This is a genomic window from Anabaena sp. FACHB-83, assembly GCF_014697485.1.
Lineage (GTDB): Bacteria > Cyanobacteriota > Cyanobacteriia > Cyanobacteriales > Nostocaceae > Nostoc_B.
Map to the genome: position 1 here is coordinate 91205 of NZ_JACJRY010000022.1, position 16535 is coordinate 107739.

Here is a 16535-nt window from a genome sequence, read left to right on the forward strand (position 1 = left end):
TTTTAAGTCTTTCCCTTCATTTTCACCAGATGCCTTACCAGTGAAAAACATTTTGATTCAGTGAGAATTCATTCACAACTGTGTAACTAAATGGCTACTAACGCGAGATAATAAGTAGTCTCTGCTACTCTTGGCTGTAAATCCCCGCGTCCATTACAAAACCCTTCTCTTCACAACTATAGGTTGGAATTCTGCAAGCATCCCTTAATGAGTATGAAAACAGCTACCGAATTACAAACTCGACTAGAGCATTACTACCAGCAAATCAAGACAATTATCTTAGTGCGGCAAAATCCGATTACTGGTTTGCTACCTGCGAGTACAGCCATTACGGCTCACGGTGATTATACAGATGCTTGGGTGAGAGACAATGTTTACAGCATTTTAGCGGTTTGGGGTTTGGCGCTGGCGTATCGCAAAGTTGATGAAGACAAAGGACACACTTACGAATTAGAACACAGCGTGATTAAGCTAATGCGTGGGTTGCTGTTTGCAATGATGCGACAGGCGCATAAAGTCGAACGCTTTAAACATACCCAGTCACCTTTGGATGGGTTACACGCCAAATACAACACGGCGACTGGTGATATTGTAGTCGGTGATGATGAGTGGGGACATTTGCAACTGGATGCCACATCTATATTTATATTGATGCTGGCGCAAATGACAGCTTCGGGATTGCAGATTATTTATACGATTGATGAAGTAAACTTTGTGCAGAACTTGGTTTACTATATAGGCCGCGCTTACCGCACACCAGATTATGGTATTTGGGAACGGGGAAATAAAATCAATCATGGTAGTGCAGAGTTAAACGCTAGTTCTGTGGGAATGGCGAAAGCTGCACTAGAGGCGATTAATGAACTCGATTTATTTGGGTTGCGGGGAAGTCAAGCATCGGTAATTCATGTGCTACCTGATGAAATTGCCCGCGCCCGCAGTACTTTAGAATCGTTATTACCGCGAGAATCGGCTTCTAAAGAAATTGATGCGGCGCTGTTGAGTATTATTAGCTATCCGGCGTTTGCGGTGGAGGATATTAATCTGCGCGAACGCACTTTTAACGATATCATCAACAAACTCCAAGGTAAATACGGCTGTAGACGCTTTTTACGTGACGGACATCAAACTGTTTTAGAAGATAACCAGCGTCTACACTACGAACCTTGGGAACTAAAGCAATTTGAAGATATTGAATGCGAATGGCCGTTATTTTTCACTTATTTATTACTTGATGGACTATTTCGTAATGATCAAAAGCAAGTCCAAGAATATCAAGAACTTCTGGAATCATTATTAGTAGAACGGGACGGTTATCATTTATTACCAGAACTATATTATGTGCCTGCGGAAAACATCGAAGCCGAAAAAATCACGCCCCAAAGTCAAAAGCGTTTACCTAATGAAAACATCCCCTTAGTCTGGGCGCAAAGTTTATATTTTCTGGGGTTAATGTTAAGTGAAGGTTTACTGGCGGTTGGGGATATTGACCCATTAGGGAGATATTTAACTATTGGTAAAAGCCGGGAAGCTCTTGTCCAAATTGCTTTGTTAGCCGAAGATGATGACTTACAAGCAAAACTAGAAGTGCATGGCATTGAAACTCAAACCCCCAAGCAAATAGAACCAATTCAAGTTAGAAAAGCTGAAGAACTATCAACTATTTACACCCAAATTGGTCGCAATGATAAACTAGGTTTAACAGGAAGACCAGCCAGAAGATTGCGGAGTTTAAACACATCGCGCATTTTTCGTATATGTGGTGAAACCGTAGTATTTTTGCCATCATTTTTAGATGCTCAACAGTTTTATTTAACCCTTGATTACCATTTCTTAGTTGATCAAATCAGAAGCGAACTTGCTTATATTCAAAAATATTGGAGTGATTTAGGTCGTCCAATTTTAACTTTAATGTTGACTCACACCATGTTAGAAATTGGTGCGGAAGCATTATTAGAATTAATGCAAGAACTCAAAGATGGTGTTTGCAATGGTGTACGTGTCAAACTAGGCAGACTGAATCAATTAATGCTGACAGGTGCTATTCAAAGAATAGATTTTCTGCAAGATGCGGAATTTTATCAGTCAGCAATGCACGATGCTGCACCCCATTGCTGTTACTTGGCTTATCATCCTGGAAAGAGTGGGCGCTTAGAACATACCCAAGAATTTCAAATGGAGTGTGAAACCAATTTGGGATTATTGCTTTCCTCGCTGCGGGGTTCAGAAAATCTTTATGAACAAATTGAGTTATTGCAGACTTTAACCCGTTTGCAAGGATTAGACTTTGATACAGGATTTGGCGGCCCTAATACTCGCGTCACAGTCGGAGATTTGCTAAATGAAGTGTATATCAAAGCCGGTGATTTAGGTATCTGGGCAATTGTCCGTCGGGCTGCGGGTTTATTGCAAATGGTGGATATTGCTTTATCAGATGCAGTCACCAGCATTTTGATTCGGGGTAAGCAAGCAGCTGTGGGGAGGGCGTACAGCGAAGCATCATTAATTACTGTACCAATGCCTCCCAATGAAATTGCCGAGAAAATTAATAACTTCTGTCGTGAGGATATCCGCGATCGCGTACTGACACAAGAAATCATACTGTATCTGGGGACTTTGATTCGCTCAGAGTCGGAATTATTTCAAGGACTGTTAACCTTGCGTGTCGGCTATCTCATCTTATTAATTACCAGCGAACTAGCACGAGAATTACGTGTCACCCAAGATGAAGCCTACGAACAGTTAATGGAAATTTCGCCCTTTGAAATTAAAATGCGCTTGCGTCAGGTGTTAACTGGTTACACAGGGATGAGTAACTTGTTACGCCAGCAAGAATCATTACACGTCAAGCAAAAAGAAAGTGATATTGAATGGGTAGTGCAACCAACCATTACTGAAGAAATCGACGAAGTTCCGGTGGGTGGTTGGCGACGCTTCCGCAAAGCCGAAGGGGCTATTAACCGCGTCCCGAAAAACTTCTTTCAGCAAGTTTGGCTATTAATGCAACATTGTAAAGGCTTAGTCATTGGTGACAAACTAGAACGCCGTAATCGTTTAGATAGCGAATTGATGTTATCGGAAATGACGGCTGGTGAAAAGAACTTTGCTTTGCGAGTGGAACATTTATTAAATAAAATCGAAGCGCCAGAATATCGCCAAGTTAATATTGAAGCATTAATGGAACTAGGTGCGATCGCCGCAAAAAACCCCAACTTGCAAATCGAAGAATATATTGTCTTAGATGTGTTAATTGGTCATGCTGTACGTTTAGCATGGTTAGATGCACATCCCGAACGCGGCGATCGCTATGATGAAGATAAAGCAAATGCGTGGCGGTCTTTTTACAATACTTCACCACAAGATTGCGCGACTTATATTCTCAAAGCCTTTAGATTCTTAACACAATTTGGAGAAGTTAAAGCTAGTTAATTGGTAATACAGCAAACCCAACAAATACTCTGAAAAAAACCGCAAAACTTTCAACAACGAAAATATCTCAATTCAATGAGTAAAATTCACAACGCAATTATTTCACTTGTTGAAATATCCTCCAAAAATATGATGATTTTGTGTTGGGTTATGGCGCGATTTATATTTATCATGTTGCTGCCAATATCTTTTGTGCGCCTCCACCCAACCTACTCATCACTCAGCACTGTAGTTTGCTTTTAACGATTGAGTGGTGCGATCGCTGATTTTATGTAAAATGTTGCATAAATACGGGATGAATTTTCTCACGCAGAGGCGCAAAGACGCAGAGAGAATCAAGAGTTTTGTAATTATTGTGTAGGTTGGGTGAAACGCACGAAAAATCTTGAGACTAAACAGACAATTCAATTTTGCGTCGTAACCCAACATCAATGATTTTAGTAAACAATAAATTCTTGTATAGAAGTTTAAGAATGGTAAATTAACTACAAAATAATATTGGTTTACACTGCGTTCCAGCTAATCTATAGAAGATAGCAATTTTACTAATATCAATCATCCTATTGAGGATAACAAAAAAATGCCTAAGTAGGTCTGTTTAAATAATTATTGTTGGAATAAGGTAGGGAGTAGGGGAAGAAAGCATTTGAGCCTGATTTACTTTTCTTTACATAGTTTGGTTTTATTGCATCGACTGACTTAAGTTTGTTATTGCTATTTTTTAGTCTTTATGATACATAATTAACGTATGTGTTAACTATTCAATGTTATTGCGATTTGTAAAAATATTTATGAATATCACAATAAAATCATCTAGATTAATGCTAATATTGCTTGTTTGTATTTTAACTCCTACTATTTCTTCATGTCGCGGAATAGTTAAGTTTTTAGCAGCAACAGTTGGAACATATGTTGTCACAGAAACTCTTGATTGTGCAGTCAAGAAAAAAGATGAGTGTTCAAGTGCAAATGCTGAGTCAAAAACTGTCAAGCATAATGAAATTTCTCCAAATAAAGCTGTTCAAGAATATTACGAACTTATCAATAATCGCCAGTATACAGAGGCCTGGGCTATGCTCAGTCCTGAGTTTCATATACAAAGAAGTAATATGAATTACAGCAACTATACAGAGTGGTGGAATACGGTTGATTCTGTAGAAATTGAGTCTATGGAAGTAGTTGAAAACGGCAAATATGTTGAAAACGGCAAATATAAAGCTATTGTAGATGCTAAATTAAAGTATCTAAAGAAAGATGGTAGTAAGCATTTTGATAAATATGGGCGAATTACACTTGTACGTAATTCAGACGGTAAATGGTTAATTGACGAGAAGAATTGACTATTTATTTTATATAGTGTTTCCCAACTAATCAAATAAAGCACTTTTTTCCATAAACTCCAATATTAAAAAATTCTCAAATGCAAAAATAGCTAATCGCTAGTTTGAAATCACCAGCAATTAGCTATTAGTTGTAGTTAAGAATTGACTTGTCCCTAACTCAGTGCTTCTGCACCGCCGACAACCTCTAGGAGTTCCTGAGTAATAGCAGCTTTGCAGCAAAGACGCTGTATGAAGATTATTAGCTTGCTGGTTGCATCGAACTCATTTGTCCTAGCTCAAGACTCACAGCATCAAAGCGGTTATCTCCAGGACGGTAAGACAAAACTTCTAAACCAATTGGCTCACCACTCACCCCATCTTTAATCAAAATTACCCCGTCTCCAAGCTCCGTGGCAATTTGGTTTTTTCTTGGCACTTGCCAAAATACGCTTAATAGCTCGGTTTCTGGTTCGTAAAACACCTTTATTTGAGCCACACTGTTTCCCCTTCCTTAATTGCATCGGTTTGGTAGGCTGTTATCAGGAAACCATCTCCATTTAAGCGCCGCGCAACCGCAACAACCCAACGTTTTTCTCGTAGTACCCGATAAAACAATAATACTTCTGCATCTCGGCTACTGCGTCGAACTTCATCCGGTGTAGCAACAGCTGATTTGATTAGCTCCTCCAATTCTTCAATATCAGGATGCTTGATAATCAAACGTTGCCAATATTCTTCGGATGTTCTCACTGTAAAGCCAAGAGGCGTAGAAATTTCAAACTTCATGGAAATGTTTCATTTTTATGAAAATCACAGAGATTCAACCTAACTGATAAAACTTGTAATCACACTCTAAAAATATTGTATTTTTGCTAAAAACACTAACACTCTTTTATTCACACATCCTCAAAAACACAAATAGCTAATCGCTAGTTTTAAAATTACCAGCAATTAGCTATTAATTATAGTTAACAATTGAGTTCTTCCTAGGTCAGTGCTTCTGCACCGCCGACAACCTCTAGGAGTTCTTGAGTAATTGCGGCTTGTCGGGCTTTGTTGTAAGACAGCGATAGGTTTTTAATTAGTTCACCAGCGTTATCACTGGCGTTACTCATAGCTGTCATCCGCGCTGCTAGTTCACTTGCGGCTGACTCTTGTAATGCCCGTAGTAATTGGTTGCCCAAGTACAGGGGTAGCAAGGCATCCAGAATTTGTACTGGGTCTTGCTCAAAAATCATGTCGCTGGCTAAAGGCTGAACTTGAGAAGTGACTTTCTGCCGTTCGACTTCAAATTGACCACCACGAGTTGTCAACCGGAAAATTTCATCGTCGGCTGCTTCTAAACCTTGGGTATCAAGAGGTAACAAGGTTTGAACTACAGGACGAGAACTCACCAAGGAGACGAAACGAGTGTAGATTAATTCGATGCGGTCTACTTTTTCGGAAAGGAACAAAGACAGCAACTCGTCAGCAATTCTATTTGCTTCCTCTGCGGTGGGGATTTGTTCTAAGCCACTGTAGGTAGCATCGATAGGCTGGTTGCGGCGTTGGAAGTATTGGGTAGCCTTACGACCAACCAATACAAATGTGTAGTCGATACCTTCTGCCTTGAGTTCCTTGGCGCGGTTTTCTGCACGACGGATGACGTTGGTGTTGTAACCACCACACAAACCTCTGTCGCCAGAAATTACTAACAAGCCGACTGATTTGACTTCGCGTTTTCTCAGTAGAGGTAGGTTTGCGTCTTCAAACCGCAGGCGGGTTTGCAAACCATATAAAACTTGCGCTAGTCTGTCAGCGAAGGGGCGAGTTGCCAGCACTTGTTCTTGCGCCCGACGTACCCGCGCTGCTGCTACTAGCCGCATGGCTTCGGTGATTTTTTTGGTGTTTTTGACCGACTGAATGCGATCGCGTATTGATTTAAGATTAGGCATATTTTTGTCCTTTGTCCTTAGTCATTTGTCCTTTGTCATCAGTCATTAGAGATTACCAATGACCAATGACTAATGACTAATTACACTGATGCTTTGAAGGTCTTTTTGTAATCGTCTAAAGCAGCCTTCAATGCGGCTTCTTCATCATCACCTAGTACTTTCTTGCTTTGTACTGCTCCGTAATAAGTAGACTTACCAGTCTTCAAGTATTCGCGGAAGCCTTTGGTGAAGGTGGTTACTTTATCTACAGGGATATCATCTAAGTAACCGTTAATACCAGCGTAAAGAATTGCCACTTGTTCAGCTACAGACAAAGGCTCGTTTTGAGACTGCTTGAGCAGTTCCCGCAGGCGTTGACCCCGTGCCAATTGGTCTTGAGTAGCTTTATCTAAGTCAGAAGCGAATTGCGCGAAAGCTTGGAGGTCATCAAACTGTGCGAGTTCCAGCTTAATCTTACCCGCAACTTTTTTCATTGCCTTGGTTTGTGCCGCAGAACCCACGCGGGATACGGAAATACCAGGGTTTACAGCTGGACGGATACCAGCGTTGAACAAGTCAGAAGATAAGAAAATCTGACCGTCGGTGATGGAAATTACGTTGGTGGGAATGTAAGCGGATACGTCACCTGCTTGGGTTTCGATGATGGGTAGCGCAGTCATGCTACCAGTACCCAACTCATCACTGAGTTTAGCGGCTCTTTCTAACAAGCGAGAGTGAATGTAGAATACGTCTCCGGGGTAAGCTTCCCGTCCGGGTGGACGACGGAGTAGCAAGGACATTTGGCGATAAGCTTGTGCTTGCTTGGACAAGTCGTCGTAGATTACCAATGTAGCTTTGCCTTTGTACATAAAGTACTCAGCAATGGTAGCTCCGGTGTAAGGAGCCAAGAATTGTAAGGTAGCTGGGTCACTGGCGTTAGCTGCAACTACTACTGTGTAGTCGAGTGCGCCTTTTTCTTGTAAGGTTTGAACTACGTTAGCTACGGTAGAAGCCTTTTGACCAATGGCTACGTAGACGCAAACTACATCTTCACCTTTTTGGTTAATGATGGTGTCAATTGCGATCGCAGTTTTACCTGTTTGACGGTCGCCGATGATTAACTCGCGCTGACCCCGACCGATGGGAATCATGGAGTCAATAGCGGTAATCCCGGTTTGCATAGGTTCGTGTACAGAACGACGCGCAATGATACCGGGTGCAGGTGATTCAATCAAGCGGCTTTCGCTGGATTTGATGTCGCCTTTGCCGTCGATGGGACGACCCAAAGCATCAACAACCCGTCCAATTAAGGCTTCACCGACACCGATTTGGGCGATTCTACCAGTAGCTCTCACAGAACTACCTTCTTGGATACTATTACCTGTACCCATGAGTACCGCACCCACGTTATCTTCTTCTAAGTTTTGGGCGATACCAATGGTGCCATCTTCAAATTCCAAAAGTTCCCCAGCCATAGCCTTTTCCAGACCATAAATCCGGGCAATACCGTCACCTACTTGCAGAACGGTACCAACGTTAGCAACTTTGACTTCTTGGTCGTATTGCTCGATCTGCTGTTGAATAATGCTGCTAATTTCGTCAGGTCTAATTGATATGCTCATGGTGTATGTTTTTCTTTTGCAACACGGAAGAAATAGTAATCAATATCGAAATGCTGAGTGAATCAATTTTGGATTTTAAATTTTTGATTTTAGATTTAGAACAATCTTCAATCTAAAATCGGCAATCTAAAATCTAAAATTTTCTGCCCCTAGCCGTTAGTCAAACGCAAAGACAAGCGACGTAGTTGACCACGTAAACTAGCGTCGATTACCTGTGAGCCGACTTTGATGATCACACCACCAATCAATTCGCTGTCTACTCTAGTTTCAAGTTCTACTTGACGCGCATTGGTGATAGCAATGACTTTCTGTTTAATGGCTTCTTCTTGCTCTGGTGAGAGTGCAACAGCAGAAGTTACTTCTGCTAACACAGTTTGATTCAGCTGCCGTAGCAATGCCAAGTACTGTTTTAAAATCTGGTCTAAGAAGAAGATGCGTCGTTTGTCTACTAAAAGTAGCAAAAAGTTGCGTAAATAAGGATTACCACCTTCACCCGTTACTTGGCTGATCACCGCTTTTTTGGTTTCAGGCACAATGAAGGGGTTATCAATAAAGTTCCGCAGTTGTTGAGAATTTTGCAACAAGTCTAGTAAGGCACGCGCATCGTTACCGAACTCTTCTGTCAGATTTTTAGACTGTGCTACTGACATCAGTGCCTGTGCGTAAGGCTGGGCGATTTCGGCTGTTTCTATGTTACTTTTCATTACCGTCCTCCCACCTGAGCGATGCTACGGTCAATTAGTGCCTGTTGAACATCGTCACTTACACCAGAGCGCAGCTGTGATTCAACTTGCTGTAGTGCCAAAGCGGCTACTCGCTGCCGCAATTCGGTTAACGCCCGCTCTCTTTCGGTATTCAAGTCTGCTGCTGCTGTTTGTTTCAAGCGTTCTACGTCTTGTGCTGCTTTATCTAACAGAGCTTGCTTAGTTGCCTGGGCGCTGTCTGTGGCTGCTTGGCGAATGCGCTGTGCCTCAGCTTGAGCCTGGGTCAACTGTTCTTGTGCTTGTGAAAGAGAAGCTTGTGCTTCTTTTAAGCGTTGTTCTGCTTCCTGAATGGCAGTTGCGATATTGGATCTGCGATCGTTCAGGATATTGCTTAAAACTTTGCGTCCAAAGTAGAATAGTATGCCAATCAGAATCACTAGGTTTATGAGATTGGTTTCTAAAATGTCTAGGTTTAGACCGAAACCACCTTCTGCTGCGCCTTCTGCCAATTCAGAGTGAACAGCTTGAGCTTCTGTGGCAAGTAAGAAGAAAATGCCCATGATAGCCATTTACAGGTGCGCTGCTCGCTTACTAATTAAGTTTTGTCTTCCCGTAGGAAAAAAGTGCTACGAATTTTAGATTTTAGATTTTAAATTTTAGATTTTTTGGTTTATCACCACCTAAATTTTAGATTTTCATTTTTGATTGAGTAATTTATCAATCTGCAACCTAAAAATTGGCACTGTAAATCCAAAATCGGCAATCTAAAATCCAAAATTGGCTGACACTTAAATTAGGCGCTCTGGGACAAATGCCCAGTTGCGCGTAGATTTTGCCAGACCAGTCATTTTTAGCTTATCTAGCTAAACTCGGCCCTAATAGTTTTTCTAGGATCTGCCTGCTGAGAGCATCAACTTGTTGTTCTAAGGAACGCATAGCTTCCTGCTTTTGTTGCTCTATTTCAATAGAAGCTTTTTCTCGTTGAGCTTGAGCTTCTTGTTGCGCCTCAGCAATTTTCTGGGCAGTAATTTTCTTAGCTTCAGCCTGAGCCGCTTCTAAAGTCGCTTGCGATTGTCTGCGAGCTTCTGCTAGTTGTTGCTCATATTCTTGAGTTAGGCGTTCGGCTTTGGCTAAACGTTCCTTGGCTTCAAGGGTATTGGTGCGGATGTAATTATCGCGCTCATCCAGTACCTTGGTCAGTGGCTTATAGAAAATTACATTCAACAAGGCTGCCAACAGCAGGAACTGCAATGCCATAAAGGGCAAAGTAGCATCGAAATCAAACATTTCTCTCCTCTTTGGCTGGAGTAGCAGTTTTCATGGCTAGCAACGTTATCCAACCTTTCGTATTTTAGAGACCCATAGCCACAAGGGTCAGCCTACATCAGAACCAATTAATCCCCAAAATTTGGTTTGTAGAGACGTGATAGCTCACGTCTCTACAAAACAAAAACTTTCAGGTCTTATGCGAAGGGGTTAGCGAACAATAGTACTAACGCGATTACTAGACCGTAGATGGTCAAAGATTCCATGAACGCCAAGGTTAATAGCAGAGTACCGCGAATTTTACCTTCTGCTTCTGGTTGACGAGCAATACCTTCTACTGCCTGACCAGCAGCGTTACCTTGTCCAATACCAGGGCCGATCGCAGCCAAACCAATTGCTAAAGCAGCAGCCAGAACTGAAGCAGCAGAAACTAATGGATCCATTTTGATTTTCCTTGCTTTAAGTACAGAACTACAAAAGTAAATTAACTAGTAAAGACGTGTTTTTTCACGCTGCACCGAGTTCTCGCAAATCGCAGTTTGCGACGTTTTGAGCTTTGATGCTCGTCAGAACTGTGCTAACAACTGAGGGCTTTAATGATGCTCCTCATGCTCTTCGCCGCCGTGTCCTTCCATTGCCTCATGAATGTATGCCCCTGCTAGGGTAGCAAACACTAGAGCTTGAATGGCACTGGTAAATAAACCCAAGGCCATTACAGGCAGAGGTACAAATAAAGGCACGAGCAGCACTAATACCGCCACAACTAATTCATCCGCCAAGATGTTACCGAAAAGACGGAAGCTTAGGGAGAGGGGCTTAGTGAAATCTTCGAGAATGGCGATCGGCAACAATACGGGTGTTGGCTCTATATATTTCTTGAAGTAGCCCAAACCACGTTTGCTGAAACCTGCATAAAAGTAAGCAAGAGAAGTCAGCAGTGCCAATGCTACCGTCGTATTAATGTCATTGGTAGGAGCCGCTAATTCACCAGATGGCAGCTTGATGAGCTTCCAGGGAATTAAAGCACCTGACCAGTTCGATACGAAGATAAACAAGAACAATGTACCAATAAATGGTACCCAAGGGCGGTACTCTTTCTCACCAAGTTGGTTTTTTGCTAGATCACGAATAAATTCCAGAGCGTATTCCATTAAATTTTGGATACCACTGGGAACTTTTTGTATGTTCCGAGTAGCAGCTAATGAAGCTATTACCAGAACGCCAATCACGAACCAGGAGGTGAGAAAAACCTGCCCATGAATTTTGAGGTTGCCTAATTGCCAGTAGAAATGTTGACCTACTTCTAATTCGGCGAGGGGAAAAGAATTAAAGGCGTTTAAAACACTAAGCATTTGCATTCTTCAAGCATTTTCCCCAACGAGCGAGGATGGGTGTATTGTCTTTAGTGAGCCTGACTGTTAAGCAGTTATCAGTTGTCAGTTATCAGTTGTCAGTTTTGTCTGTTGGGTTAAAGTCCCTTACATCATTTGTGTGCGCTTCTACACACACCACAACCCTGTTCACTGTTCACCCTTACGGGTTCGCCAGTCGCTCATGAGGGAGACCCCCAAGACTGCGCTGGCTCACTGTTCACTGTTCACTGTTTTAAGAATCAGGAAGGAACGCAGTTTGCACCGTATAGACGAGGAGCGTGGCCTTGTATGTAAGAAATCCCAAAAAAATGGGCATTACGTGTAGATCGTTCCATTGAGTTGCTAGTATAATCAACCCAATAAATAAAGCAAAACGATTTTTGCTTAGACGATTTTTCTCAGCACCCAATCGCTCAACGTCGTTAGCCAGCATCTTTAAGTAAACCACACCTGTACACGCCCCAATTAAATAATTCAGGGCAATGTTTAGTGAATAAAAAATCCACACAGAGATAAATATAATCCCCGTCAAAACAAGTGTGATTACCAACAACTTCTGATAGAGTTGATAGAACTCCTGCATAGAAGTGTTGACTGGTTCTGTGTCCTCAAAACCAGATGGAGCATCTTGTTGTGTTGTCGGAGGGGGCGCAATTGGTTCTTCTGACAAGCTCACGGGACTTGAAACCAGTACAGCTAACTTATTATGACTGCACATTCAGTCAGCTGAATCATATCACGATCTGGTAACAATACTTTAGAAAAAAACAATTAACTTCTTGTTTTTTACCCAAACGCAACACAAACAGACTCTCAGCACACGCAAAGAGTGAATTTAGGAACTAGGCCAAGTGAGGATGTCATACGATCGCCTAAAAAATCCCTAATTATTGCAGAATTGCCTTTCCTTCAGATAATTAAGTGACCTCCAGAAGCGTTGTGTAATCACCTATTGAATGTTTCGGAAAAGCTGGCGTTGAGAAAATTAGTTGGTGCTTGAAGAGCGTAGACGCAGAACGTCTTGTCGTTAGACATCACACCAAAGCTGAATTTAGCTAAACTCCAGCCTGTTGAGTTTGTACTACCCACTGAAAAGGGCATTGCTGTGTACATTCTTAATTTACATTAGATTGGCCAAAATTGCTTGCTTGCTCATTCCGCTTCGCCGATGAAAGTAAACGTGACTTCTTTAATTCTCTATGTACATAGGATTACTGGCATTTTAGAGGACGATCGCCTGGGACAAAAACAAAATCACTAGAATTGCACTTGCGCCGGATAGAAAGTATTGTGACTGTAGCATTTTGGCGATCGCTCCCCTCAAATTGAATTATGCCAGTCGCCCCCATAACCGCAAAATTCTTGTCTGCCAAAATTTGCTGAATACCTAACCGAGTCGGTTTTTGAGCTATGGCTTTACTGATTACCATGACTGCATCGTAGTTAGTTGCAGTTCGCCAAGTGATTTTTGTATTACTGGAGAAGGTTTTGTCATCGATTCGCCAGATGGTTTTAGCTTGCTGTGCAAACGGGGAGTTAATGTTATTTATGGGATGCCAGGCGATCGACCATACTGTTTGTTCGATTGCTGGTGAAGATATAACTTTACTTGGTGTCAGTAAGTCTGATCTGTTGAGACTATCACCTACAACAATTTGCAATCCGTTGACATTTGCTTCAATTACTTGTATTGCATGGGGAATTGCATTATACAATCCGACCCCAGCATCAGGAATTAATAAAATGGCGGTTGCACCTTGGTTTTGGGCTTGATTTAAAGCTTTTTCGGCATCAAAACTATCCGTTGCGAGATTAAAGCTGGATTGGTGGTCAAGAACTTTACCTTGAAGAGATTTTACCTCTTCTCGAAAAGCTTTTGATAGAGATTGGGTATACTCGCTCTCTTCACTCAGAAAAATTGCTACTTTCGGTTGTTTGAATTGCGAGAACAAAAAGCCGGCAATTTTTTGGGCGCTAATGCGATCGCTAGGGATAGTACGGAAAAAAAAAGGACTTTTGAGATTAGTGGAAGTACTACTACCAGAGATTAAAACTATTTGTGCTAGGCCGTAAATAGGTAAAGCTTGTTTAGTTGTGTCGCTACTGTAATGACCTAAAACTCCCAGTAAGTCTTCGTATTTTACTAAATTTTGGGCAACTTTGCGAGCATTATTCCCGGCTTTGCTGTTATCTCGATTACTGTCATCAGCAATGATAATTCTTAAAGGTAGGGAGGGTTGTTTATTTAGTAGCTCAGTCTGAGCTTGAGCTATACCTCTCAGTATTTCTAAACCAACATTAGTACTACGTTCTAAGGGGACTACTGCTGCGATGGTGTGAATTTTACTGCCTGGAAATTGTGTTTGAATTTTGGCATTATTCCAGTAAATGAGAGTTTCTGGATCGGTTTCTTTATTGAAGGCAATTTCAAATAAACGCGCTGCTTCTGCAAAATTTTTGCTCCGATATTCATCAATGGCTAATTGCTTGGTTGCTGGAGGTTGATTAGATTGCCAAAAACTTTGAGGAATTAAGCTTTCTTCCCCACAACTAAGATGATCGCCTTCGATATAGTCGCAAGTCCGCAGTGTAGTAACTGCCTTATAAAGCCATTTTGTTCCCAGAATGACTAAAGCGCCACAAGCACCAATTAGTAAAAATTTTCGCCATTGAATTTGTGAATTTGTCTCAATTTGACTAATTTTATTAAGAATAACTTGAGTTGTTGCCGGACGACGATGAGGATGAGAATTTGTCATCGTCTGAATTAACTCGATTAATCTTTTTGGGGTTTGTTTATCTTTGATATTGTTATACCAATTGTGTGATTTATGATCAGCCTTAGTTGGGTTATTACCTGTTAGTAAATAAACGCAAGTTTGTCCCAATGCGTAGAAATCTGACTGAAGTACAGCATGACCTTCGCATTGTTCAGGTGCAGTATAACCCGGAGAAATAATTACGGTTATTTCCTGATTATTAATCACAGTTTGTGTTAATTGACGGGCAGTGCCAAAATCAATTAAAACCAGTTTGCCGTTGGGACAAAGCATAATATTTGCAGGCTTGATATCCCGATGAAAGAATTGGTTATCATGAACGAATTGGAGAATTTGTGTTAATTGCTTCAGCCAATTAATGACAGTTTTATAAGATTTTACATAATGATTGCGAGATAACCAGTTTTGCAAATTCTCTCCAGGTATTTTTTCCATTACTAAACAGCGTAATTGACGACCTGTATTTAAAACTAAGGGAAATAAAATTTCTCCAACAGGTAAGCCAGGATGCCGCAAACTTATTAGTATTGATGCTTCTTGTTCAAATAGGCGTAATAATTTTGGCGTAACTTGCTTTAAAGATTTCAGAATCTTAAGTTTATTATTATCAAGTAAATCTTCAATTTCAAATATTTCTGTATAGCGATATTTGTCAACCTGCAACGGCTGTTTAATTATGTAGCGATTTTGCAGGATGAGCGGCGTTTGACAGTTTTGACATACCGCACAATTATCAGGATTTTCTCGCTGTGAACAATCGGGGTTAATGCAGTACAACATAAATTTAGGTGAGAAGCAAATAATTAGATATAGACCGAATTTAAATACGGGTTATCCAGAAACCTTGTAGAGATGGAGCGTTGCTTGATCTCTACATTATTTTTCGGAAATTTCTAATGCTATTGATCTTCTAAAATCCCATAATCATTGTTGCCTGTAAATTAAAACACTTAAAATATTTGAGTTTAAGTAAGTCGGCACAGTAAAAATAAACTGCGTGAAGAAAAGTAAACAAGACTCAAAACCTTGCTACCTCAGCTAAGAAACTCCCTGTTCTTTGCTTTATTTCAATGATAATTATTCACGCCGACCTGACTTGAAAAATGGGTGTAGGGGTGTAGATGTGTAAGGGAAAGACTTTTTCATGTTTTCTTGTGTACGCAGTTCATGATGGCTACTTATCTAAAGCACATATTATTTAGCTTTTGTCAAGTTCAGATTTAGTCCAGTGAGAAGAAGAACCGAAATTGAACTGGCTTGACTGAAGTTGAATACCTTCTAATTGGGTTATTCCAAGTTCGATGTGAAATATGAGCCAACTCACCAAAAAGTCGCTTTCATGGCAGATTGCGATCTTAGTCTTTGGCATTTTCGCCAAAGCTGGGCTAGATTTTGTCAAAAAATATCAATGAAATATTTCATCTCAATATCTCTTCTTTTGAAAGCTATGTCAAAACGTAAAATGGCTGCGGGCGTATTGTTTCCTCTGCTGTTATTGGAGTCTGTTTTTATTGCTCCAGTCAATGCTTTAAATGCAAAAAAGTTATACCAACTATGTTCTAGTTTTCCCTTAAATTCTCGATGTCAGGGTTACGAAGTACCTATATCTTTGGATGATCGCTCAGGAAAAAAAGGTGACTGTATTTTAAATAAAAATGACCTAGAAAAACGAGGAAATTGCAAAGTTAACGTGAATGAAATAGGAGTTACAATCTACCAAGAAATGGGCGAGAAACTAGAAATAATCAATGATAAAAAATCTACTCAAATAATACAGATTTCTCCCAAAGAAATTAGCCGAATTGAATATCGGGAAGATGAAAAAGATAATACTGATGCAAGGGTTGTCAATACACTTTTATTTGGAATTACTGGGTTCCTATTAACTCCAAATAAAAAAATTTCGGAAATTCAAATTAATTACGCATCAGCTACTCCCGAAGATACGAGCCAGGAACAACGAAGTATGGATTACTTAAGGATATTTGTTGGGCGAGGTACTGGTAGAGAAATGCGATCGCAGTTAGAAAAAATTACTGGTCTTCAAGCAGAAACTCCACAAGCCACGAAACTTGCCAATTAAACAACATTTAGTAACGCACATCAGATAAAACTCAATAGGCTTT

The 16535-nt window shown here is 40.8% G+C and carries 15 protein-coding genes; 3 read left to right on the forward strand and 12 right to left on the reverse strand.

Annotation, left to right across the window (positions count from 1 at the left end; translation table 11 throughout):
* Positions 1 to 213: 213 nt before the first annotated feature.
* Positions 214 to 3429, forward strand: coding sequence for a glycoside hydrolase family 15 protein (locus tag H6G79_RS23285; protein WP_190590592.1), 3216 nt, complete (start codon positions 214 to 216; stop codon positions 3427 to 3429).
* A gap of 791 nt (positions 3430 to 4220) precedes the next feature.
* Positions 4221 to 4769, forward strand: coding sequence for a hypothetical protein (locus H6G79_RS23290; RefSeq protein ID WP_190590591.1), 549 nt, complete (start codon positions 4221 to 4223; stop codon positions 4767 to 4769).
* 241 nt (positions 4770 to 5010) lie between these two features.
* On the opposite strand, the gene H6G79_RS23295 is transcribed toward H6G79_RS23290, so the two are convergent.
* From H6G79_RS23295 to H6G79_RS23350, 12 genes are all read right to left on the reverse strand, one after another.
* Positions 5011 to 5247: a hypothetical protein gene (locus H6G79_RS23295; RefSeq protein ID WP_190590590.1), complete on the reverse strand. Its 237-nt coding sequence runs from the start codon at positions 5245 to 5247 to the stop codon at positions 5011 to 5013.
* Entirely contained in the window at positions 5235 to 5537 is a 303-nt protein-coding gene (locus H6G79_RS23300) for a hypothetical protein (protein WP_190590589.1), read from the reverse strand. Before H6G79_RS23300 ends, H6G79_RS23295 begins: the two co-directional genes overlap by 13 nt.
* Positions 5538 to 5737: 200 nt before the next feature.
* The gene (locus H6G79_RS23305) at positions 5738 to 6685 is read right to left on the reverse strand and encodes a F0F1 ATP synthase subunit gamma (RefSeq protein WP_190590588.1); all 948 of its coding nucleotides are present in this window, start codon (positions 6683 to 6685) and stop codon (positions 5738 to 5740) included.
* A gap of 80 nt (positions 6686 to 6765) precedes the next feature.
* Positions 6766 to 8286: a F0F1 ATP synthase subunit alpha gene (atpA, locus tag H6G79_RS23310; protein WP_190590587.1), complete on the reverse strand. Its 1521-nt coding sequence runs from the start codon at positions 8284 to 8286 to the stop codon at positions 6766 to 6768.
* Positions 8287 to 8435: 149 nt separating this feature from the next.
* On the reverse strand, positions 8436 to 8990 hold the full coding sequence (gene atpH, locus H6G79_RS23315; protein ID WP_190590586.1) for an ATP synthase F1 subunit delta: 555 nt from the start codon (positions 8988 to 8990) through the stop codon (positions 8436 to 8438).
* A complete protein-coding gene (locus H6G79_RS23320; protein ID WP_190590585.1) occupies positions 8990 to 9559 on the reverse strand; it encodes a F0F1 ATP synthase subunit B in 570 nt (189 codons plus the stop codon). The genes atpH and H6G79_RS23320 overlap by 1 nt, the downstream gene beginning before the upstream one ends.
* Positions 9560 to 9845: 286 nt before the next feature.
* The gene (locus H6G79_RS23325; protein WP_190590584.1) at positions 9846 to 10277 is read right to left on the reverse strand and encodes a F0F1 ATP synthase subunit B'; all 432 of its coding nucleotides are present in this window, start codon (positions 10275 to 10277) and stop codon (positions 9846 to 9848) included.
* Between the two features lie 176 nt (positions 10278 to 10453).
* Positions 10454 to 10699, reverse strand: coding sequence for an ATP synthase F0 subunit C (gene atpE, locus H6G79_RS23330; protein WP_015112744.1), 246 nt, complete (start codon positions 10697 to 10699; stop codon positions 10454 to 10456).
* A gap of 150 nt (positions 10700 to 10849) precedes the next feature.
* Positions 10850 to 11614, reverse strand: coding sequence for a F0F1 ATP synthase subunit A (atpB, locus tag H6G79_RS23335; protein WP_190590583.1), 765 nt, complete (start codon positions 11612 to 11614; stop codon positions 10850 to 10852).
* A gap of 247 nt (positions 11615 to 11861) precedes the next feature.
* Positions 11862 to 12347: an ATP synthase subunit I gene (locus H6G79_RS23340; RefSeq protein ID WP_190590582.1), complete on the reverse strand. Its 486-nt coding sequence runs from the start codon at positions 12345 to 12347 to the stop codon at positions 11862 to 11864.
* Positions 12348 to 12574: 227 nt separating this feature from the next.
* On the reverse strand, positions 12575 to 12730 hold the full coding sequence (locus H6G79_RS23345; RefSeq protein WP_190871195.1) for a hypothetical protein: 156 nt from the start codon (positions 12728 to 12730) through the stop codon (positions 12575 to 12577).
* A gap of 110 nt (positions 12731 to 12840) precedes the next feature.
* Positions 12841 to 15189 carry a bifunctional serine/threonine-protein kinase/ABC transporter substrate-binding protein gene (locus H6G79_RS23350; protein ID WP_190590580.1) on the reverse strand — a complete coding sequence of 783 codons (2349 nt, stop codon included), beginning with the start codon at positions 15187 to 15189 and terminating at the stop codon, positions 12841 to 12843.
* Between the two features lie 667 nt (positions 15190 to 15856).
* Between H6G79_RS23350 and H6G79_RS23355 the strand changes: the two genes are divergently transcribed.
* Entirely contained in the window at positions 15857 to 16492 is a 636-nt protein-coding gene (locus H6G79_RS23355) for a hypothetical protein (protein ID WP_190590579.1), read from the forward strand.
* Positions 16493 to 16535: the final 43 nt, after the last annotated feature.